At 65.8% G+C, this 20,035-nt stretch carries 16 protein-coding genes and 1 pseudogene; 9 read left to right on the top strand and 8 right to left on the bottom strand.

The features are described 5' to 3' along the window. Positions 1-341 precede the first annotated feature (341 nt). Positions 342-1,325, top strand: coding sequence for an AAA family ATPase (locus ACFWP0_RS07965; protein ID WP_377841006.1), 984 nt, complete (start codon positions 342-344; stop codon positions 1,323-1,325). Positions 1,326-1,365: 40 nt separating this feature from the next. On the opposite strand, the gene ACFWP0_RS07960 is transcribed toward ACFWP0_RS07965, so the two are convergent. Next, positions 1,366-3,438, bottom strand: a complete 2,073-nt coding sequence (locus ACFWP0_RS07960) for a YadA family autotransporter adhesin (protein WP_377841005.1) — start codon at positions 3,436-3,438, stop codon at positions 1,366-1,368. A 730-nt stretch (positions 3,439-4,168) separates the two neighbouring features. Between ACFWP0_RS07960 and ACFWP0_RS07955 the strand changes: the two genes are divergently transcribed. Both ACFWP0_RS07955 and ACFWP0_RS07950 read left to right on the top strand, forming a co-directional pair. Beyond that, a complete protein-coding gene (locus tag ACFWP0_RS07955) occupies positions 4,169-5,251 on the top strand; it encodes a Bug family tripartite tricarboxylate transporter substrate binding protein (protein WP_377841003.1) in 1,083 nt (360 codons plus the stop codon). Next, the gene (locus tag ACFWP0_RS07950; protein WP_377841002.1) at positions 5,251-6,183 is read left to right on the top strand and encodes an NAD(P)-dependent oxidoreductase; all 933 of its coding nucleotides are present in this window, start codon (positions 5,251-5,253) and stop codon (positions 6,181-6,183) included. Before ACFWP0_RS07955 ends, ACFWP0_RS07950 begins: the two co-directional genes overlap by 1 nt. On the opposite strand, the gene ACFWP0_RS07945 is transcribed toward ACFWP0_RS07950, so the two are convergent. Further along, complete coding sequence (locus ACFWP0_RS07945) at positions 6,173-7,072, bottom strand: LysR family transcriptional regulator (protein ID WP_377841000.1); 900 nt, start codon at positions 7,070-7,072, stop codon at positions 6,173-6,175. The genes ACFWP0_RS07950 and ACFWP0_RS07945 overlap by 11 nt on opposite strands. A gap of 107 nt (positions 7,073-7,179) precedes the next feature. Here ACFWP0_RS07945 and ACFWP0_RS07940 point away from each other — a divergent pair, with 107 nt between their 5' ends. Next, positions 7,180-7,854: an RraA family protein gene (locus ACFWP0_RS07940; RefSeq protein WP_377840999.1), complete on the top strand. Its 675-nt coding sequence runs from the start codon at positions 7,180-7,182 to the stop codon at positions 7,852-7,854. Beyond that, entirely contained in the window at positions 7,851-9,044 is a 1,194-nt protein-coding gene (locus tag ACFWP0_RS07935; RefSeq protein WP_377841189.1) for an alpha-hydroxy acid oxidase, read from the top strand. The genes ACFWP0_RS07940 and ACFWP0_RS07935 overlap by 4 nt, the downstream gene beginning before the upstream one ends. A 22-nt stretch (positions 9,045-9,066) precedes the next feature. On the opposite strand, the gene ACFWP0_RS07930 is transcribed toward ACFWP0_RS07935, so the two are convergent. Then, positions 9,067-9,996 carry a LysR family transcriptional regulator gene (locus ACFWP0_RS07930; RefSeq protein WP_377840997.1) on the bottom strand — a complete coding sequence of 310 codons (930 nt, stop codon included), beginning with the start codon at positions 9,994-9,996 and terminating at the stop codon, positions 9,067-9,069. A 176-nt stretch (positions 9,997-10,172) separates the two neighbouring features. On the opposite strand from ACFWP0_RS07930, the gene ACFWP0_RS07925 reads away from it, so the two are divergent. From ACFWP0_RS07925 to ACFWP0_RS07910, 4 genes are read left to right on the top strand one after another with little or no spacing between them, the layout of a single operon-like run. Next, entirely contained in the window at positions 10,173-12,092 is a 1,920-nt protein-coding gene (locus ACFWP0_RS07925; protein WP_377840996.1) for a CocE/NonD family hydrolase, read from the top strand. Positions 12,093-12,102: 10 nt separating this feature from the next. Then, positions 12,103-13,089, top strand: a complete 987-nt coding sequence (locus ACFWP0_RS07920; RefSeq protein WP_377840994.1) for a Bug family tripartite tricarboxylate transporter substrate binding protein — start codon at positions 12,103-12,105, stop codon at positions 13,087-13,089. 19 nt (positions 13,090-13,108) lie between these two features. Continuing rightward, complete coding sequence (locus tag ACFWP0_RS07915; protein ID WP_377840993.1) at positions 13,109-14,131, top strand: Bug family tripartite tricarboxylate transporter substrate binding protein; 1,023 nt, start codon at positions 13,109-13,111, stop codon at positions 14,129-14,131. Positions 14,132-14,147: 16 nt separating this feature from the next. Further along, complete coding sequence (locus ACFWP0_RS07910) at positions 14,148-15,911, top strand: gamma-glutamyltransferase family protein (protein WP_377840992.1); 1,764 nt, start codon at positions 14,148-14,150, stop codon at positions 15,909-15,911. A gap of 30 nt (positions 15,912-15,941) precedes the next feature. Here ACFWP0_RS07910 and ACFWP0_RS07905 read toward each other — a convergent pair whose 3' ends face one another. The 5 genes and pseudogenes from ACFWP0_RS07905 to ACFWP0_RS07885 all read right to left on the bottom strand — a co-directional run bounded on the left by ACFWP0_RS07905 (position 15,942) and on the right by ACFWP0_RS07885 (position 20,029). Then, on the bottom strand, positions 15,942-16,358 hold the full coding sequence (locus ACFWP0_RS07905) for a hypothetical protein (protein WP_377840990.1): 417 nt from the start codon (positions 16,356-16,358) through the stop codon (positions 15,942-15,944). A 139-nt stretch (positions 16,359-16,497) separates the two neighbouring features. Continuing rightward, on the bottom strand, positions 16,498-17,436 hold the full coding sequence (locus ACFWP0_RS07900) for a LysR family transcriptional regulator (protein ID WP_377840988.1): 939 nt from the start codon (positions 17,434-17,436) through the stop codon (positions 16,498-16,500). A gap of 101 nt (positions 17,437-17,537) precedes the next feature. Continuing rightward, a pseudogene (locus ACFWP0_RS07895) lies at positions 17,538-18,395 on the bottom strand (amidohydrolase family protein); the annotation flags it as partial. A gap of 24 nt (positions 18,396-18,419) precedes the next feature. Beyond that, complete coding sequence (locus ACFWP0_RS07890) at positions 18,420-19,100, bottom strand: fumarate hydratase C-terminal domain-containing protein (protein ID WP_377840986.1); 681 nt, start codon at positions 19,098-19,100, stop codon at positions 18,420-18,422. Continuing rightward, the gene (locus ACFWP0_RS07885) at positions 19,094-20,029 is read right to left on the bottom strand and encodes a fumarate hydratase (RefSeq protein ID WP_377840984.1); all 936 of its coding nucleotides are present in this window, start codon (positions 20,027-20,029) and stop codon (positions 19,094-19,096) included. The genes ACFWP0_RS07890 and ACFWP0_RS07885 overlap by 7 nt, the downstream gene beginning before the upstream one ends. Positions 20,030-20,035: the final 6 nt, after the last annotated feature.

Here is a 20,035-nt window from a genome sequence, read left to right as displayed (position 1 = left end):
CCCCGCGGGGGGGGGGGGCCCCGCCCGGGGGCCCCCCCCATTTTTTGCGCCATGTATTCCACCCCCCACTGGGGGCACCCCCCCCCCAACCCCCCCCCTTTTGGGGGCGCGCCCCCCCCCGGCCCCCCGCGACGATCCGCCATCCGGAGTATTCCGGGACGCCGTCGCTACGGGTTATACGCCTGCCGGGCCGACTGTTCAATTGCCGCGCGGCCCCGGCCGAAGTAAGCCTGCTTGGGAAACAGAACGTTAATGCCCCGAAAAAGCGATTGATCGGCCCCGGCATACCTTCTATAACCGCATCAAACAGTCGTGCAGGCCCCTGTCACCAGGAGATCGCCATGGCGCAGTCCACTGTCAACCCGCAGCGCTCCGATCCGTACAAGAACTTCAAGTTCCGCGTGAAATGGCATGGCCGCCACGTCGCCGGCGCCAGCAGGATGACCCCGCCCAAGCTCGACGCCGGCGCAGCCGGACGCCAAACCATTACGCTGGAGCGCGGCGTCACGCATGACCGCGAATTCGAGCAGTGGGCCAACAAGGCATCCCAGGAATTGCGCAAGGACATTGTCATCGAGACCTATGACGAAGCCGGCCGGCGGGTGCAGGCCTGCAAGGTGCTCGGCTGCCGGGTGTCGGCGTACCACGCTTTACCCGACCTGGACGCCAATGCCACTGTTGTCGCCATCCAGAGCATCAAGCTTGAAAACGACGGGTGGGAGGATGAGGAGGACGGCGCCCAGACGGACCGCGGCCGGCTCGGCGGCATGGCCCAGCGCCTTGCGCCCATGGCAAGCCTGGACGATCTGCCGCTGCCCGAATCCCAGCTTGCGGTGTTGCGCAAGCTAGCCGCCCAGCTGCGCCAGCGTCATCGGGTTCGCCCGGAAAGCAGAGCGGCCGCGGCGCCTTCGCGCGGCCAGGGCCTGGCCGCGCTGTTCAGCGGAGAAGGCGGCACCGGCAAGACCCTGGCCGCGGAGGCGCTGGCTCGCGAAGCGGGGCTGGACCTGTACCGCGTCGACCTGTCGGCGGTCGTCAGCAGGCACATCGGCGAAACCGAGAAGAACCTGCGCCGCCTGTTCGAGGCCGCCGAGGACAGCGGCGCCATCCTGATCTTCGACGAAGCGGACGCGCTCTTTGGCAAGCGTTCGGAGGTAAGGGACAGCCATGACCGCTACGCCAATATCGAGGTCGGCTACCTGCTGCAGCGCATCGAGTCCTATCCGGGCCTGACGGTGCTGAACGCCAAGCAGAAATCCAGCCTGGACAGCGCATTCCTGCGGCGGCTGCGCTATGTCGTCCAGTTCCCCTCGCCTGAGGAGGATTAGCGCGCGCGCATCCCCGGCCCGAAATCCACGCGAGGCCTGCCTACCACTGCATGGATGCGCCCACGCCGGCCGTCGCGCCGCCTGAACTCACCCCCACGCCGGCCTTCAGCCTGACCCGGTCGTTCACGCGCGCGGATGCGCCCAGCGCGATGGCCTGATAGCCCCGGTACGTGGACATACCCATGCCCAATGCGAAGTTCTTGCCCTGGTCGACCTCGGGAACCATGGTCAACGCCGTGGTCGCGGCGATCCCGGAATACGCGTTGCGCGCCACGTTGGCCACTGCGCGATTGGTCTGGTCCAGACGGCTGTCCAGTCGGCTCAAGCCTTCGCGATTGGTCTGCACATTGCCGTCCAGAGAGCTCAGCGCGTCGCCCACATTGCCATAGGTCTGGCCGTCCAGCACGTATGACGGGCCGGTCACGGCGCCCGTGGCCTCGTCTATGCCCGCCCCGCCGCCCAGGCCGGCGACGACCGGAACCAACTGGCCGACGTTCACCGCATCGGTCTGCTGCGTGCCCGCCGCCACATTGGTCACTTGGCGCTCCGCACCCTTTGAGCCCATGGACACGGAGTTTGCGCGATCCGCCACCGAACCGGCGCCCAGCGCAACGCTGCTGGCCGCCGTCGCGGCAGCATTCGAACCGATCGCCACGCCATAGTCCGCGGTCACCGAAGCGTTCGCGCCCGTGGCCACGCCCTTGGCGCCTGCTTCAACGAAGGCGGCATCGCTCCCATCGCCCGCGCCATCGGCCTTGACGTAGTCGCCCATCGCGGCCGCCTCGCCGATCTGCTGGGACAGCTCGTAGAGCTGGCCGCCGTTCACGGCATCCGTGCTGCCGGAAGAAATGTCGCCGTCCTCCACGCCGGTGATCCTGCGCGCGCCGTCCGTGCCTGACATGTCGACGAGATTGCCGCCCGAGTGCCCGGCGACCGTAACGGCGCCATCCGGGGAATCCTGCCTGACCAGACCGGCCTGGCCGTTGTTCATCTGGTCCTGGATGTCGTCGACCGTCGATTGCACCTCGGTCACGCGGTTGTCCAGGCCCTCCACGGCGCCGCCCACGGAGTTGTACGCCACTCCGCCCACGCTGAAGGAGGGCGCCGACATCGAACCGTCCGCGTTGACGGAGGCGCCGCCGCCCAGCCAGCCGGCAAAGGACGTGCCCATGGCATGAAGCTGCGCGCCGTTGACCGCGTACAAGCTGCCCGCGGCAATCGTGCCGTCGGCCACGCCCGTCAGCTGGCGCGCCCCGTCCGTGCCGGCGATATCGACAAGATCGCCGTCCGCGTCCTGCCCCACGGTCAGCTTGCGCGTGTCGGCATCCTGCATGACCATGCCCAGCCCGCCGCTATTGATGCTGGCCGTCAGATTGTTCAGATTCGTCGTGTTCTGCGCCACCAGTCCGTCGAGCGTGTTCAGCGCGACGGTGTTGGCCAGGACATTCTCGTTGGTCGCGTACAGCTGCGCACCATTGACCGCATCCTGGCTGGAGACGCTAAGCGCCCCGGCCTCGACGCCGGCCAGCGTGCGTGCGCCATCGCTGCCCGTCAGGTCAACCACATCGCCGTCCAGGTCCTTGGCCACGGTAATGCGCTTGGTGGTCGCGTCCTGAAGCACCAGGCCCGACTCGTCGTTGTTCAACGATTGCGCCAGGTCCGCAATGTCGCCCGTGTTCTGCGTCACGCGGCCATCCAGCGCCGTGATGGACGAGGTGTTGCCCGCCACGCGGACATCCAGGCCGGCAATTGCCGTGGTGTTGATCGACACGATGGCGTTGGTCGCGTACAGCTGAGAGCCATTGACCGCATCCTGGCTGGCGGCGCTCAGCGTACCGGCCTCGACGCCCGCCAGCGTGCGCGCGCCGTCGCTACCCGTCATATCAACAATGACGCCGTCCAGATCTTTCGCCACCGTGATGCGCTTGGACGTCGCGTCCTGAAGCACTAGGCCCGCCGTGCCTGCTTCCAGCGCCGAATTCAGGTTCATGATGGCCGTGGCATTCGTGGTCACGTCCTGATTCGTTATGAACAGCTGCGAACCAACGACCGCATCCTTACTGCTCGCGGTAAGATCCCCCGCACGGAGTTGCGTGATTTTGTTGTCGTTCATTTGAACGACGCCCAACATGGAAATACCTTCCGCCGCCAACAGCTCCAGGGTGCCGTTGACGTAAGCCGAAATGCGCGCGGTTGACGCGCTGTAGCCCCCTCCCCCGTTGTCAGCTCCCGCGGTGTTCAGGGAAAACGCCAGGCCGGGGACGGCGCCGCAATTCAGACTGGTGCTGGCGCCCGGCACAGTGCCAAATGCTGCCCCGCTTGACGTCTCGGTATCACAGAGCTGCAAACCCGCCCCGGCCGCTTGTGCAGTCGACGACGGGCCGATTGTCTCGATGCCGGCCAGCGCGGTAACGGCCGCCAGCGCGGCATGGCGCACCCGGCAGGATTTCCCGCGCAGGCGTGCGGTTTTTCTTGATCCGGCTGTCCGCGGTTGGGCGGCTGCTTGCTTGACGGGGGAGTGAATTTTCTTCATGGCGTGTTCTTGCCGGTGCCCGCGGCACGCAGCGCAGTCCTCTTCTGGGTTGATGGATAAGGCGCGCACTGCGACGACGAGGGAGCGCGCGCTTGTTGGAGAAGAAGAATTTACGGACTGCACCCGCAGCGAAATATAAGAACATTATTAAAGGGCTGATCTCAGCCGTTCGTAATTATGAAAGGCTGACTTTTCCTGAGGTGTAGGAGAACCTGCAGCGCGCATGCCGGATCCATCTAAAAAAGCGATTCGCACGACGCACTTTTTATCGCTTTGAATTGCCCTGTCTCCCGCGTACATTCGCCACACATTGCCGCTTGATTTCCACGCGCCAGCATCCTTGCTTGCGCCACCAAAACAAAAAAGCCGGCGCAAAGGAGACAACAAAATGGGCGGACTCAATCCACCGCGGGACCATCAACTTCCGGGCAGGCGACGCACGCTGCAAAGACTGGGCTCGCTCGTGGGCCTGGCCCTTTCCCCCGCTCTCGTACGCGCGGCGGCGGCCACGCCCGCGGCTTGGGCGCCGGAAAAGCCGATAACGATTCTGGTCGGATTTGCGGCGGGCGGCTCCGCCGACCAGATCGCCCGCAACCTGGCCTCGGCGGCCAGGCACAAATCGCCAGTGCCGGTGGTCGTCATGAACAAGCCAGGCGCCGCCGGCGCGGTGGCTGCGCAGATCGTCGCGCAGACGGCCCCCGACGGCTATACGCTCTTCGTGGGCGGCGGCAGTGAAACCACGTCTCTCGGCAATCACCAGCAATTGAGCTACGACCCCCGCAGCTCTTTTCGGGCCATCATCAAGGTGGCCCGCCTTCCCAGCGTGCTGGTCGTGCGCGCGGACTCCCCTTACGCCGACATGCCCGCCTTGCTCGCGGCGGCCAAGGCCGCCCCCGAGACGCTTTCGTACGGATCGACCGGCCATGGCGGAATTTTCCATTCCACCGCATTGATACTGGAGAAGATCAGCGCCATCAAGCTGCTGCACGTGCCGTACAAGGGCGCGGCGGAATCGATGGCGGCGCTGGCGGGCGGCCAGATCGACATGGCCTTCGGCGCGCCGGAAGAAGTGCAGGGACTGGTGGCTGGGGGACGGCTGCGCCCGATCGCGATTTTCTCGAACTCGCGGGTCGATGCCTATCCGGATGTGCCCACGATGACGGAACTGGGCTATCCGGTCGCGGTGGACAACATGAAGGGATTGCTGGCGCCGAAGGGACTGCCCGACAACGCCTATCAATGGTTGTTCGAGACGTTCCATGAGGCGATGCAATCGCCGGAGTTCCAGCAGTATGCGAAGTCCTCCGGGCTCAGCATCTCGTATGCGGACGGCCCGTCGTTTCAACGCGAGATCAACGACAGCTTCGAAGCGATCAAGAAGGCGATTCAATAATGAGCGAAAACGCAATTGCCCAGGCAGGCGTGCACACGCCGGTAGGCTTTGTCGGACTGGGCGTAATGGGCTTGGGCATGGCCGGCTGCCTGTTGCGCAAAGGCTTCCCGCTGAGCGTCCACAACCTGCATCCTGAAAAGACCGCGGCCCTGCGCGCGGCGGGAGCATTTGCCGGCACGCTTGCCCAGCTTGGCGAGCGCAGCCGTGTCGTGGTGCTGAGCCTGCCCGATACGGCCGCGGTCGAGGAAGTGCTCTTCGGATCCGAGGGACTGGCTTCGACCCTGCAAGCAGGCGCCTGCGTCATCGACACCAGCACCATTTCGGCCGATGCCGCGAGGCGCATCGCCGACAGGCTGGCCGCGCAGGGAATAGCCTTTCTAGACGCCCCGGTCAGCGGCGGGCAGCAAGGCGCCGCCGACGGGACGCTGAGCTGCATGGTCGGCGGCGATTTCCAGGCGTTTGAAGCCTGCTCCAGCGTCTTCTCGGCATTGACTTCGCGCGCCGTTTACATGGGCGCGGCGGGCACGGGCCAGGTCACCAAGTCCTGCAACCAGATCGCCGTCTCGGCAGCCTTGCTGGGCGTTGCCGAAGCGCTGGCGCTGGCCGCGCGCCAAGGCGTGGATCCCGCCCGGGTCCGGGAGGTGCTCCTGGGCGGCGCCGCGCAGAGCTTCTCCCTGGAAAAGCATGGCCCCAGAATCCTCGCGGGCAACTTCCAGCCCGGCTTTCGCGCCGCGCTGATGCGCAAGGATCTGCGGCTTGCGCTCGACAGCGGACGCGAGGGCGGCGTCTTCATGCCGGTCGCGGGCCTGGCGGCCCAGCTTCTGGACATCCTGTGCAATCGGGATGAGGGCAACCTGGACTGGTGCGCGCTTGGCGGCCTGGTCGCCGAACTGTCCGGCGCGGCGCCAAGCAATGCCGCGCCTAGAGCATGAGATTGGGCAGGCCGAAGTCGGCGACCTCGCTGACCAGCTGCCTCATCTGGCGCACCAGGGGCCGGATATCATCGCGCCTGGCTTGAAACGAATACGACAAGGGCGACAGGGGCGGCCGGCACTCCATGGCGACCACGTCGCCGCGCGCGGACAGCTGCCTGACCCAGGCCTCCGGCAAGAAGCTTATCCCGACGCCGGCGACAACCATTCCCGCAATGGCGGCCAGATTGTTGCATTCCAGCCGGCGGTCCACTTCAAGCTCGTTCCTGATCAGCCAATTGTCGAATTCGCGCGCGGAGCCCGCGTCGCTGGGCATGGTGATGACCGCCACTTCGGCAAGCAGTTCCGAGGTGATCAGGCGGCGGGCGCCCACCAGCACCGGCGCTGCGCCCCATAGGAAACTGACATCGCGGATTGCATGACTGGTGATGGCGCCGCGCCTGGACGTGCCGGCGACCACCGCGAAATCCAGTTCGCCGCTTTCCACCTTTTCTTCCAGCACGCGTCCCATGTCGATGCGAGGCTCCAGCACCAGTTCCGGATACAGCTGGCGCGCGCGGGCGACAAACTTCGGCAGCCAACTCAAGGCGGCCAATTCCCCCATGCCGAAGCGGCACACTCCTTTCACGACAGGGGTATCGGCCATCGCTTCCCTGACCTCGTCGACGGTGCACAACAGCTTGCGGGCCAAGGGCAGGAAGGTCTGGCCCGCGGTGGTCAGGATGGCGCGATGGCCGGAGCGGTCAAACAAGGGCTTGCCCAGCTGCGCTTCAAGTTCGGCCAGGCGCTTGGACAGGGATGACTGCGACAAATGAAGCCGCTCCGCCGCCAATGAAAAGCTGGCCAGCGTGGCGGCCCAGTAAAACGCCTCTATCTGTTTGAAGGTCATATCATCGCTTTTGGCGATCAATAATCAGCGCAATATATCACTTTATTCATACCGCCCAAGTCCCTAAAGTAAGGCGCTCAACACGCCTCGCCGACAGGAGATTCGCCATGCAGCAACCCGGGTTCCGCATCCTTGCGCACGTCAGCACCGATCCGGCGCTGATCGCCTTGTTCAAGGACATTCCCGCATCCATCGTCAGCGACAACATGAACCGGGTCACCGGCACATGGGGGCTGCATCCGTACCATCGCCCCAACGTATCCTTGCTGGGCCCTGCGCTGACGGTAAGGGTGCGCAGCGGCGACAACCTGATGATCCACAAGGCCCTGCAAATAGGCAGGCCCGGCGACGTGCTGGTCGTGGACGGCGACGGCTGCCTTGACCGCGGACTGGTCGGGGAAATCATGAAGCGCGTGGCGCAGAAACGGGGGTTCGCCGGACTGGTCATAGACGGCGCGGTCCGCGACATCGCCGCCTATCGCAATGACAGCTTCCCCTGCTATGCGCGCGGCGTGTGCCATCGCGGTCCGTTCAAGGAAGGGCCCGGAGAGATCAACGTTCCCGTATCCATCAGCGGCGTCGTCGTGCACCCGGGCGACATCGTGATCGGCGACGACGACGGCGTGGTGTTCGTGCGGCCGGAAGACGCCCCCGCGCTGGCCGAAGCGTCGCGCAAGAAGATGGCCGTCGAGGCTGCAACGTTCGCGGCCATCGCGGACGGCACCTACGACGAAACCTGGATCGACGCCTCGCTTCGCGCCCGCAACGTCCTGCCTGCCTGAACATCGTGAACCGAAAGCTCCGCCGCATCCTCTCCCTGGACGACTTCGAGCAGGCCGCGCGCCGGCACCTGCCCAAGCCGATATTCGGCTACATCGCCGGCGCCGTCGAAAACGGCGCGACACTGCGCGAAAACCGGAACGTCTTCGACGAGATCGGTTTCATCCCGCGCAATGTCACCGACGTGTCGCGGCGCAGCACCGCCCTGACCCTGTTCGGGCACGAGTATTCCGCGCCTTTCGGCATTGCGCCGATGGGAATCAGCGCGCTGTCGGCGTACCGGGGCGACCTTGTGCAGGCCAGCGCCGCGCGCGAGGCAAACGTGCCGATGATGATGAGCGGCTCTTCGCTGATCCGCATGGAGGAGATCGCCGCGCAATGCCCGGACACCTGGTTTCAGGCCTACCTGCCAGGAGAGCCCGCCCGCATTTCGGAGCTGGTCAGCCGCATCGCCGCCTCGGGATTCAAGACGCTGGTTCTTACCGTGGATTCGCAGATCCTCGCGAACCGCGAGCACAATATCCGGGCGGGGTTCTCGACGCCGCTGCGCCCGTCCCTGCGATTGTTGTGGGACGGCGTATCCCATCCCCGGTGGCTGGCCGGCACCGCGATGCGCACCCTGCTTCGCCATGGCATGCCGCATTTCGAGAACAATTACGCCCAGCGCGGCGCCCCGATACTGGCGCGCAACGTGGCCCGGGACTTCGGGGGCCGCGACCATCTGACCTGGTCGCACGTGCATCAGGTGCGCCAGCAATGGGGTGGCCGGCTGATCATAAAAGGCGTGATGTGCATAGAGGACGCCTTGCTGGCGCAGGCCAACGGCGCCGACGGCATCGTGGTCTCCAATCACGGCGGCCGCCAGCTCGACGGCACGGTGTCGCCTCTGCGCGTGCTGCCCGGCATCGCCGCGGCGGTCGGCGCCATGCCCGTGATGATAGACAGCGGCTTCAGGCGCGGCACCGATGTGCTGAAGGCCCTGGCGCTGGGCGCGGCGTTCGTGTTCATAGGCCGCCCGTTCAACTATGCCGCGGCGGTGGCCGGCGAGCCGGGAGTCCGGCACGCCATAGACCTGTTGACCAGCGAAGTCCACCGCAACATGGGAATGCTGGGGCTGAACCGGCTATGCGACATCAGCCCTGAAAAACTGATGCGGATGGAAGGCGCCAAGCCGCCAGGAATGCCGGTCTGAAGCGCGCCCGCAGGGGCGCCGGCTACCGGGGCCCTGCCCTTGGCGCATCGATCTGCTCCAGGATGAACTGCTTCAACTGGAACACCGCGGGATGCAGCCGGGCTTTTGCGCGCCAGATCAGCGCAATATCGTCGTCCAGTTCCGGCACATTGGCCACGATCCGCGCGATCTTCGTGCGCTGCAATTCCCGGCCGATATCTTGCGAGGTGATGCCGAAGAACGGGCCGGCGCGCAGAATCTCGACTTGCGCGGTGATGTCGCTGACCTCGATCACGTCCTTCGGCTTCGGCAGGTTCCGGTTGTTCAGAAAGTCGTCGAAGCGGTCGCGCAGCGGCGTGTTCAGCGGAGGCAGGCACCAGCTTCCCGAGACCATCTCGGGCCACGGCATGCCGCCGGACGATGCCGCCGCAAAGATGCCGCTTCCGACGATGACGGAGCGGATGGGAAACAAAGGCGCGAACTCAAGCTCGTCCGCCTTGCGCGCCGGACCGATGCGAGCCAGTCCCAGGTCCACGCGGCCCTCGGCGATATCCTGGTGCAAGCCGTCGACCAGCGACAGCGAGATGCCCGGATAGCGCTTGCGGAAGGCGACCGCCACCGGAGCGAACCAGCGCAGGGCATCGCGCACGCGCAGGCCCACGAGCACATGGCCCTTCAGCCCATCCCGCAGCGCGGTGATTTCTTCGCCGGCGCAATCCAGCTCAGCCGAAATCCGCGCGCATGCGCGCACCAGCGATGCGCCAACCTCGGTCAGCGTCGTGTCGTCGCCGCGCCCGTCCAGCAGGCGCGCCCCGATCACGTCTTCGATTTCCTGCCGCGTCTTGACGACGGCCGGATAGCTGATCGACAGGCGCAGGGCCGTGCGGGCCATGCTGCGGGTCTCGGCCAGGGTCAGCATGAAGCGTATGTGGCGAAACTTCAGATGCGTCGAAATGCGCGAAGAAATGGTCATGGCGGGGTCCGATCTGCATGAGCGATCACATGGACTGCATGCCCGGAATTTTATAACCAAATGGTTATTGAATCGTCGCCAAATATCGCTTGACGGTATTAGGCGCGATACACAACATGCCGAATGGCCCTAGCCGTTGTCCTCGCAGTTCCTGCCTCCCCGAGCCCATTGCCACGATGACAGCCACACCGACTCCCGCAAGCCTTTCCCCCGACGCATCGCCCTGGCTCCGGCTTGAGGCGCAAGCCGTCGAATGGATCAACGACGACGTCTGCCGGTTCGAGGGCGTGACGATCACGATGCGCGACGGGACCCTTCTTGCCGCGGACCTCTATGCGCCCGGCCGCGCGCGGCGATTGACGGATGAACCCGTCGCCGTGCTCATCGAGCGCACGCCATACGGCCGCCAGAGCGACCGGTTTCGCCAGTTTGCCAAGGCCGCCGCCGGCGCCGGATACGTCTTCGTCATTCAGGACGTGCGCGGCCGGGGAGACTCGCAAGGCCAGTTCCATATGATGACCAATGTCCCCGACGAGGGGGTCGACGGCATCGATACCTGGCAATGGGTCGCGGCGCAGCCCTGGTGCGACGGACGCCTGGGCACCGTCGGCGGTTCCTTCAGCGCCGCCAACCAGCAGGCGCTGGCGCTGCACCACCCGCAAGGCCTGCGGGCACAGGTGCTGCGCGATGCCGGCACCAATTACCGGCAGCGGATGTTCCGCTATCACGGGGCATTCAATGTTGGCGTGGCATTGCCTTGGGCCATCGAGCACGGGCTGCAAAGCCGCGAGGCGACCGGCGACCCCGCCGTGCGCGAGGCGTTGCTGGCCATGCGCAACCGGCCCGAGCGCTGGATCGACGAATTGCCGCTTGCGCGCGGCGCCTCGCCGCTGGCATTGGCGCCCGCGTATGAGGACGTGTACTTCACGATGCTCCAGACCTCGGACGACACGCCCTATTGGCATAACCCCACCGTGCGCCTGGAAGGACGCTGGGACGAGTATCCGACCGACGTCGCCATCCTCATGGTGTCGGGGTGGTTCGCCCACCATGCCAACGCGAACTTCGACAAGCTTGCCGAACTCGGCCGCAGAAGCGCCCGGCCGGTCAAACTCATCGTGGGCCCCTGGGTCCACGGCCCGGGCATGCTGGAACAAACCTATGCGGGGGAAGCGGAGTTTGGCCCGATGGCGGCGCAACAAGGGCCCATCAACGCCGTCTGGCTCGCGTGGCTGGACCGTTACGTGCGCGATGACCCGGGCCCCGACGACGCGCCCGTCCTGCGGTACTTCGTCATGGGACTGGGCGACGGACACAGAACCCCCGAAGGGCGGGTATTCCACGGAGGCGAATGGCGCGCGTCGTCGCAATGGCCATTGCCCGGCACGGCGCCCACGCCCTACTACCTGCAGCAGGATGGCGCGCTGCGCCCGACGCGCGGGCCGGCAACGGCCCCGCCCTTCACGTACCGCTTCGATCCGAACGACCCCTGCCCCGGCATCGGCGCCACGAGCCTGCAAAGCGAGACATTCCCCGCCTTCATCCTGCCCGGCCCCCGCGACCAGCGGTGCAACCCGGCGTTTTCGGCTTGCCGGGGCAGCGACCGGCCGCTGGCCGAACGCGACGACGTGCTGGTGTTCCAGACCGATCCCCTCGAACAGGCGATGGAAGTCACGGGCCCGCTGAGCGTCAGGCTTTGGGTGGCGTCATCCGCACCGGACACGGATTTCACCGCGAAGCTCATCGATGTCTATCCTGCCGGCTCCGCATCGGATGACGAGGTTGCGCTGTTGATTTCGGAAGGCATCCTGCGCATGCGCTACCGCGATGACCGGGCTATCGGGGAATTGCTGGAGCCCGGCAGGCCCTATGAGATCAATATCGAACTGAACCCGACCAGCAATGTGTTCAAGCCGGGACACCGGCTCCGCCTTGATATTTCAAGCGCCAGCTTTCCCGAATATGACGTCAACCCCAACACGGGCGAACCGCCAGGCGCGCACACCCACACGCGGGTCGCGCACCAGACCGTCTTCGTCGACGGATTGCGCGCCTCTCATATTGTCCTGCCATTGCAGCCCATGCGCGGCGTTTGAAGGATACGACATGAAGCAAAGCCATACGCGCAAGATGATGGGCCGATGGGCCGGCATCGCCGCCGCTCTCGCCGCGACTTGCGGCGCCGCACAGGCGCAGTCGTTTCCCGCCCACCCGCTCAAGATGGTGGTTCCCTTCTCGGCTGGCGCCACGGCGGACACCTTGGGCAGAATGATGGCGCGAGGCATGCAGGACGAGCTGGGCCAGAGCATCGTGGTTGAAAACCGCGTCGGCGCCGGCAGCACGATCGGCGCCACCGCCGTCGCGCGCAGCGCACCCGACGGCTACACCATGCTGCTGGGTTCCGGCTCGACCCATACGACGGCGCCGGTCGTCTACAAGCAAATGCCTTACGACCCGGTCAAGGATTTCCAGCCCATCGCCTTGATCGGCACGACCTCGTATGTGCTGATGGTGAACCCCAAATTGCCGGTGCAAACCTTGCAGGAGCTGCTCGCGTACGCGCGCGCCCATCCGCAAAAGGTCAGCTATGGCTCCACCGGGCAGGGCGGCGCGGTGCACCTGGCAACCGCCATGCTGGAATCGCTTGCCAATGTGCAGTTCCTGCACGTGCCCTATAAGGGCGGCGCACCTGCCATCGCGGACTTGCTGGCGGGCCAGATCGATTTCTCGCTAGGCACGGTCGAGACCGCGTCGCTGGTCAATAGCGGCAAACTGCGGGCGCTGGCGGTGCTGGGCCCAAACAGGCTGGCGGGCCTGCCCGACGTGCCGACGTGCGTCGAGGCCGGCGTGCCGGGTTGCGTATTTCCGGTCTGGAACGCCGTGTTCGCGCCGGCCGGAACCCCCGCGCCCGTCGTGGAGAAACTGGTCGCTGCGGTGCAGCGCGTACGCGCACTGCCGCAGACGCAGGCGCGCCTGCGGGAGCTGGGATATGAGCCGGGCACGGGCGGCAGCGCCGTTCTGGCAAAACGGATCGTCGAAGAGACGGAATTCATGCGCAAGACAGCGGCGGCGGCAGGCGTCGCGCCCCAGTAGCGCATCGGGAGGGCACTTGATGACCAGGATCGCATTGCCTCGCCAAACATTTTCGCGCCGGCTTGCGCTTGGCCGTTTGCTGGCGCTGATCGGGATAGGCGCGGGTGCGCTGGCCGCCGCGCCTTGCGCCGCAGCCGCGGACGCCTGGCCCGCCCGGCCGATACGCCTGCTGCTGGGCTATCCGCCGGGAGGAGGCACCGACACCGTGGCGCGTCTTCTTGCGCTGCAGCTTTCCAAGGTGCTGGGTCAGCAGGTCGTGGTTGAGAACAGACCGGGAGCCAGCGGCACGATCGCCACGCAGCAGGTCGTGCGTTCGGCTCCCGATGGCTACACGCTGTTGTTCTCGACCGCCTCGCCGCTTACCGGAGCCCCATTGACCATGAAGGGCCTGCAGTACGACCCGGTGAACGACCTGACCCCCATCACGCTCGTGGGCAACGGCCCGTTCATGCTGGTCGCCCACCCGGCCTTTGCGCCGAACACCCTGGGTGAGCTGGTCGAATACGCCCGCGCGCATCCCGGCCAGGTGAACTACGCGTCCCCGGGCAACAGCACCGCAAACTACTTCTTCTGCGAACTCCTGAACATGGACGCCGGAATTCAAACCACCGCCGTGGCCTACCGGGGCAGCGCGGCGCTGCTGAACGACCTGATGGGCGGGCAGGTGCAGTACACGCTCGACACGCCCGGCACCACCCTGCCCCTGATCCGCCAGGGAAAGCTCAAGGCCCTGGCGGTGCTGGACGAAAAGCGCCTTGAACAGGCCCCTGACATTCCCACCGCGAAGGAAGCGGGATTCCCGCAGCTCGTCGGCGGCTCCTGGTACGGAATCCTTGCGCCCCAGGGCACGCCTGCCGACATCATCGACACCCTTTACCGCGCCACGCGCACCAGCCTCGATACGCCTGAAATGCGCGCCGTGATGGCCGAGCGCGACGTGCAGATCCGCGGCACCACGCCTGCAGAGTTCGCACAGTTCATCGGCGCCGAATATGCCAGATGGAAGCAGGTCACCGAGCGCCTTGGCGTAACGCCGCAATGACCGGAGCCGCGCAACCATGACCTCGTCACCGACTCCTGAAGACCTGACCGCGGGTAGCGCTCCATTGGCGATGCGCCCCACCCTGGCCGGGCTGAATCACATGATCTCGGCCGGCCACTATCTGGCCGCCAACGCAGGCATGGAGATCCTGCAGGCCGGGGGCAACGCCATCGACGCAGGCGTGGCGGCCGGCATAGCCTTGGGCGTGGTGCAGAGCGACATCGTGAATTTCGGCGGCGTCGCGCCCTGCCTCGTCTATCTGGCCGACACGCGCCGCGTCTGGAGCATTTCGGGCCTGGGCTATTGGCCCCGGGCGGCCAGCCTGGACATGTTTCTCGGCAAGCATCGCGGCGCCATTCCCGCCGGGGTGCTGCGCACCGTCATCCCCGCCGCGCCGGACGCCTGGATAACCGCGCTTGAACGATTCGGCACGATGGGATTCGGCGATGTCGCCAGTGCCGCCATCCGCCTTGCCAGGGAAGGGTTCGTCATGTATCCCCTCATGGCCGAGGTCATTGCCGAACATGAAGCCAGCTACCGGCGCTGGGCCTCGAGCGCGGCCATCTACCTGCCGGGAGGCAGGCCGCCCGCGGCCGGCTCCATATTCCGGCAAGCCGATCTTGCCGACACCATCCAGTACATGGCCGACGAGGAAAGCGCGCATCGTTCCCGGGGACGGCAAGCGGGGCTCGCCGCTGCCCGCCGCGCCTTCTACCAGGGCGATATCGCGAAACGCATCGTCGACTATCACAAGCAGGAAGGCGGGCTGCTCACCCACGACGACCTGCGGCATTTTTCCGTGGAAGTCGAACAGGCATTGACTACGGAGTTTCGCGGCACGCATCTCTACAGCTGCGGATTCTGGTGCCAGGGCCCGGCCTTGCTGCAAATGCTGAACATCGTGTCGTCCCGCGACATCAAGAGCCTGGGACACAACTCGGCGGCCTACATCCACCTGCTTACCGAGGCGATAAAGCTCGCCTTCGCGGACAGGGAATTTCACTACGGAGACCCTCGCCATCGCTCGATCGACGCCGACACCTTGCTGTCGCAAGCCTACGCGGCGCAACGCCTGGCGCTGATACGGGCGGATCGCGCGGGACCGGACATGCCTGACGCCGGCGCGCGACACAACGCCGACCCGACAGGCCCGCGCCCGGCCCGGGCCGAGGACAAGTCGCGGACGGATCCTCGCCTGGACACCTCATACGTCGCGGTCGTCGATAAGCACGGCAACGCCTTCTCCGCGACGCCCAGCGACGGCTCCTACAACACGCCGGTCATACCGGGCACCGGCCTGTGCGCATCCGGCCGCGGGAGCCAATCCTGGGCCGTCGCCGGCCATCCGTGCGAAATCGGCCCGCACCGCCGCCCGCGCCTGACGCCCAATCCCTCGTTGGCCATTCGCCCGGACGGCTATGTCATGCCCTTTGGCACGCCGGGAGGCGACGTCCAGTGCCAGGCGATGCTGCAGACTTTCCTGAACGTGGAGGTATTCGGCATGGACCTGCAACAAGCCATCGAAGCGCCGCGGTTCGCGTCGTTCAGCTTTCCTTCGTCGTTCGAGCCGCACAACGCGCAGCCAGGCCGGCTGATGATCGAAGATCTCATCGACCAGCGGGTCGGCGACGCCCTCGTGTCAATGGGCCATGCGGTGCAATGGTGGCGCGGCCGGAACTGGCGCGCGGGAGCCATGTGCGCCGTCCGCCACGACCTGAACACAGGCATCCGCTGGGCCGGGGCCGACCCCAGGCGCCCTGCCTATGCCATGGGGTGGTGATTCACCAGGCCTGGCCTCAAAGGCGCGGGCTTACCGCGCTTCCTTGGCCGCCAGCCCGTAGCGCTGGCGATATTGCGCGTCGAATTGCTCGCGTATGCGGCTCATGCGTTCGAAGCCGCCTTCGCCGCCGGCCGCGCGGGCCATCGCCTCTACCCAGGGGCGCGTTTCCTGGGAAAATTCATAAACGGTCAGGCCATGCTCCTTCAGCACGTCCTGGGGGTCCCTGCCCGCCTCGGCCGCGACCTCAAGATGCGCCTGCAGGCTGGCGTAGTCCTCGAAAGTCGCCAGTTTGCCCTGCGCTTTCGGCTGACCGCCCTTGCCGGCGTGGCGCCCGACCGCGGGGTTGGCGAAAACCTCGTCGCCGCGCCGCTGAAAGAGACGGGAACCCGGATCGCCGTCGCTAAGTGCCTTGGTGCACGCCGCCGCGTAATGGATAAGTCGCGCCATGAGTATTCCCCGTCCAGGAAAGAGTAGCAGCCGTGTTTTTGGATGCTAATTCAATATCCTCAAACCCCTGCATTCAATATGCGCATCCTGGGATTCGCATCTTTCATGGCTAAAGCGCGCCGCCGGAGGGCAACACCAGTCAGGCGCGGCGCGCCTTGGCCGCGGGCGCTTTGCCGCGAGGCTTGGGCGGCAGCGCCGCGCGCGTCTTGGCGGGGTTGGCCACCTCTCGCAGCGCGTCGAGCAGCGCCTGCGAAAAATGCGTGCGAGGGTTGTCGCGCGGAACCAGGATGCCAAGGCGGCGGGTCAGCGGCGGGTCGCCGAAGGGCAGCATGCGGATCGACGCGGGAAATTCATTCGTGACGCCGCGGGCGGGCACGACCGACACGCCCAGGCCGTTGGCCACCATCGCCACCACGCCGTCGAGCGAGTCGATTTCCATCGTGGATTCCACCCGCAGGCCGCGGCGCTCGATCTCGTCATTGATGATGCGGGCAACGCGGGCAAGCCGGTTGAACCGCACATAGGGGTTGTTTTCCAGGACTTCCTGGTCGGTGGCGCCGACGGCGGACTTGTGCGCGATGACCACGAACGGTTCGTCGAAAAATGGCGTGAATTCAAGCTCGCCCCGGCAGACTTCCGGCTCGGTCACCAGCGCGACATCGATCTGGCGATGATAGACCGCCATTTCCAGCTCATGCGTCAGGCCCACGGTAAGACGGATCTCGATGCCCTGCCCCTGCTGCTGGAGCCGCTTGAGAGCCAGCGGCAGCAGGCCGGACACCGACGTATGCACGGCGCCCAGCTTGAGCACGCCCCCGGCCGCTTCCCGCTTGAGGGATTCGCTCAGGCTCTCCCAGTGCGCGATGAGGTCCCGCGCGCGGTGAATCAGGCTCAGGCCGCTGGGCGTCAGGACGGGCGGACGGCGGCTGCGGTCGAAGAGGACAATGCCGAGCTCCTCTTCCAGCGCTCCCATCTGCATGCTGACCGCGGAGAGCGACAGGCCGATCACCTTGCCTGCCTCTCCAAAGCTGCCGCGATCAGCGACCGCCACCAGGGTGTAGAGCGTTTTTACATCCATTGTTGTCCTTCGAGTTGCCAGGTTGCCGCGGACGCGCGGCTGCGCCCGCCCTTGGCGTTTCTACGGGCATTTTAGTCAGGCCCCGGCCCCGATCGCTTGCGTTACAGGTTGAGCAGGCGCCGGGCGTTCCCGCCCATGATCTTGCGCAGGTTCTCGGGGCGGATGGGCAGGGTCTCGAACCACTGCTTGTATTCCCTGACCGGGCAGAAGGGAAAGGAGCTGGCGTAGAGCATCCGGTCCGCCAGGAAGCCATCGGCGGCTTTGACGTACTCCTCCCAGCCCGGCATGCGCGAGAAGTACATATCGGGCGACAGGTACAGGTTGGGCCGGCGAAACGCGATATGCAGAATCTCGGTGACCCAAGGCCAGCCGCCATGCGCGACCACGACGTTCAATTTGGGAAAGTCGGCCAGCACGCGGTCCGTGCGGATAGGGTCGGAATAGCCGAGGTCTGGGCCGGCCGTGCCGCCCACCATGAGAATGATGGGGACGCCGCGGTCCTCGCAGTGCGCGTAGATCGGATACAGCCGGCGATCGTCCGCATACAGCGGGATGGGATAGGAGCCCGGCTCGATGTTGATGAGCCTGAACCCCTGGGCGATCGCCGCGTCTATGGTGTCGCAGGCCTGGCGGCGGGAGGTCGGGTCGATTGACGCCGCCCCGATGAAGCGCTTGCCGTGGTCGTTGACCAAGGCCAGCACGTCGGCGTTCGGCACGCTGCCCAGGGCGCCGGCCAAGCGGCCGACCACCACGCCCTGCTCCACGCCGGCGTCGTCCATCTCGCTCAGCAGCAGCGCCATGGACTGGCGCTGCGCGGCGGCGGAGGGCTCAAAGCCGACCGAACGCGTAAAGCCGTCGCGGCGTTCGCCGGCGGCGTACATCAAGGTATCGAGAAAGCCCGCCACGGGCGGTCTCAGCCTGAAATCGATCACGGTCATCGCGGATGCCTTCCTGGTTGGCGGATGGGTGTGGAGCCGGGGCGGCTACATCACTTCCTTTTTCCTGTCGTCGGTTTCGCCATAGCGGTGCAGCGCGGGAGGCTTGAGGCCGGCGTATAGCGCCTCGATGCCGGCGTTGATCTGCTCGCCGTGCCGGGCAAACAGCGAATTGCCCTGCAGGTCGCTCTCGACAATGAACGGGCCGAACTCTTCAACGTCGAACATCCACATGGCTTGGGCGATGCCCAGCTCGTCCAGCCAGAACACGTCCTGCACGCGCTTGATTCCGCGTCCGAGCAACGCGCCGGTGCCGTACCCTACCGTCGTCAGGTAAATGGCGCCTGCGGGGACGAAGACGTTGACGTAATCTTCCGCGGGCATGCCGCCCTTGCCGATGACGATGCGGGTGCCGCTGATCTTGAACCAGTCCGGCATCCACTTGGAGAATCGAAAGCTGGCCGTGGCGGTGACGGCGCCGACGTTGTAGCCGCCGCTCGCGTCGGGCGCCGCGGCCGGCGAACAATGGAAATTGACGTTGCTCACGGCGGGCAGGTCCACCGGCATCGGCAGTCCTTCGCCCAGCACCTTCTGATAGACGCCTTCACGCGCGGTGTAGACCATGCCCGTCAGGTACACGATTGCGCCGATTTCAAGCTTGGCGAGGTCTTCGGGCGTGGCCGGCAGATTCAGGTGAAAGATCTTCAGGTCATTCTGGTCGTCTACCATTCGACTGTCTCCCGGCGCATGTAGGGGGTGAACCAATGCGGGTCAGTCCGGTATTCGATCGCCCCATCGGCATGGATCCGCGCGGTGGCGCGGCGTGAAGAAAGGCAGAACGTATGGATGCTTACCGGCATGCCGCCCGTATGCGTGTGTCCGACCTCGATGTGGCAGTCGACCACCATCGACGAGCCGATGAATCCCATCGCGCCCATGCCGATCGAGTTGCCCAGCTTCTGCAGTTCAAGTTCCAGCTCGGCAATCCTGGGATCGGGATTGCGGTCGCCTACCGCGCGCAGACAGGCCGCCTGCTTGCCCAACTGCATGCAGGTGTCTTTGGAGCCCCCGATTCCCACGCCCACGATGGCCGGCTGGCAGGCCAGGCCGCGCTTGCCGAACGCGATCAAGGTATCGAGGACAAAACGCTTGATGCCGTCGATGCCGTCGCCGGGAAAAAGCATGCGGTAGTCGGTGCCGAACAGTCCGCCCTTGTGGACCGTGGTGACGTCGATCCAGTCGACGTCCGGCTCAAAGGTCCATTCGACTTCGGGCGCGTTGATGCCGACGTTATTATTGTTGTCGGTGCGCCATAGCGGATGAACGCGGTTCGGCCGCAAGGGCACGTCCTGGGTCGCCTGCGCCGTGGCGGCGCGCAAGGCGCGCTCCACGCCGACAAATCCGGTTTCCACGCTGGCGTTGTTGCCCACCTTGACGTAATAGCGCGGCAATCCGGTGTCCGCGCACATGGGGCGGCGGTCGGCGTCGGCCGCCTCCCAGTTGTCCACCATGGCATGCAGCACAAAGCGCGGCAATTTTCCCGTTTCCGTCTTCTGCATGTTCTTGATCCCGAGGCGGTAGTCCTCGGGAATCTCGATGGCCGCGCGCGTCATGATCTCGAGCGCGGCTTCTTCTATGCGATTGATGGCGATCGTCATCGATGG

The sequence above is a fragment of the Achromobacter sp. NPDC058515 genome (genome assembly GCF_042721735.1).
Taxonomy (GTDB): domain Bacteria; phylum Pseudomonadota; class Gammaproteobacteria; order Burkholderiales; family Burkholderiaceae_B; genus Achromobacter.
This window is presented reverse-complemented; position numbering and strand designations above follow the sequence as displayed.

Excerpts from the sequence above, each read along its gene's own strand:
- ACFWP0_RS07960 (WP_377841005.1), bottom strand. The coding sequence starts at position 3,438 with ATGAACGACAACAAAATCACGCAACTCCGTGCGGGGGATCTTACCGCG.
- ACFWP0_RS07965 (WP_377841006.1), top strand. The coding sequence starts at position 342 with ATGGCGCAGTCCACTGTCAACCCGCAGCGCTCCGATCCGTACAAGAAC.
- ACFWP0_RS07945 (WP_377841000.1), bottom strand. The coding sequence starts at position 7,072 with ATGACCTTCAAACAGATAGAGGCGTTTTACTGGGCCGCCACGCTGGCC.
- ACFWP0_RS07905 (WP_377840990.1), bottom strand. The coding sequence starts at position 16,358 with ATGGCGCGACTTATCCATTACGCGGCGGCGTGCACCAAGGCACTTAGC.
- ACFWP0_RS07925 (WP_377840996.1), top strand. The coding sequence starts at position 10,173 with ATGACAGCCACACCGACTCCCGCAAGCCTTTCCCCCGACGCATCGCCC.
- ACFWP0_RS07900 (WP_377840988.1), bottom strand. The coding sequence starts at position 17,436 with ATGGATGTAAAAACGCTCTACACCCTGGTGGCGGTCGCTGATCGCGGC.
- ACFWP0_RS07950 (WP_377841002.1), top strand. The coding sequence starts at position 5,251 with ATGAGCGAAAACGCAATTGCCCAGGCAGGCGTGCACACGCCGGTAGGC.
- ACFWP0_RS07890 (WP_377840986.1), bottom strand. The coding sequence starts at position 19,100 with ATGGTAGACGACCAGAATGACCTGAAGATCTTTCACCTGAATCTGCCG.
- ACFWP0_RS07910 (WP_377840992.1), top strand. The coding sequence starts at position 14,148 with ATGACCTCGTCACCGACTCCTGAAGACCTGACCGCGGGTAGCGCTCCA.
- ACFWP0_RS07915 (WP_377840993.1), top strand. The coding sequence starts at position 13,109 with ATGACCAGGATCGCATTGCCTCGCCAAACATTTTCGCGCCGGCTTGCG.
- ACFWP0_RS07920 (WP_377840994.1), top strand. The coding sequence starts at position 12,103 with ATGAAGCAAAGCCATACGCGCAAGATGATGGGCCGATGGGCCGGCATC.
- ACFWP0_RS07930 (WP_377840997.1), bottom strand. The coding sequence starts at position 9,996 with ATGACCATTTCTTCGCGCATTTCGACGCATCTGAAGTTTCGCCACATA.
- ACFWP0_RS07940 (WP_377840999.1), top strand. The coding sequence starts at position 7,180 with ATGCAGCAACCCGGGTTCCGCATCCTTGCGCACGTCAGCACCGATCCG.
- ACFWP0_RS07885 (WP_377840984.1), bottom strand. The coding sequence starts at position 20,029 with ATGACGATCGCCATCAATCGCATAGAAGAAGCCGCGCTCGAGATCATG.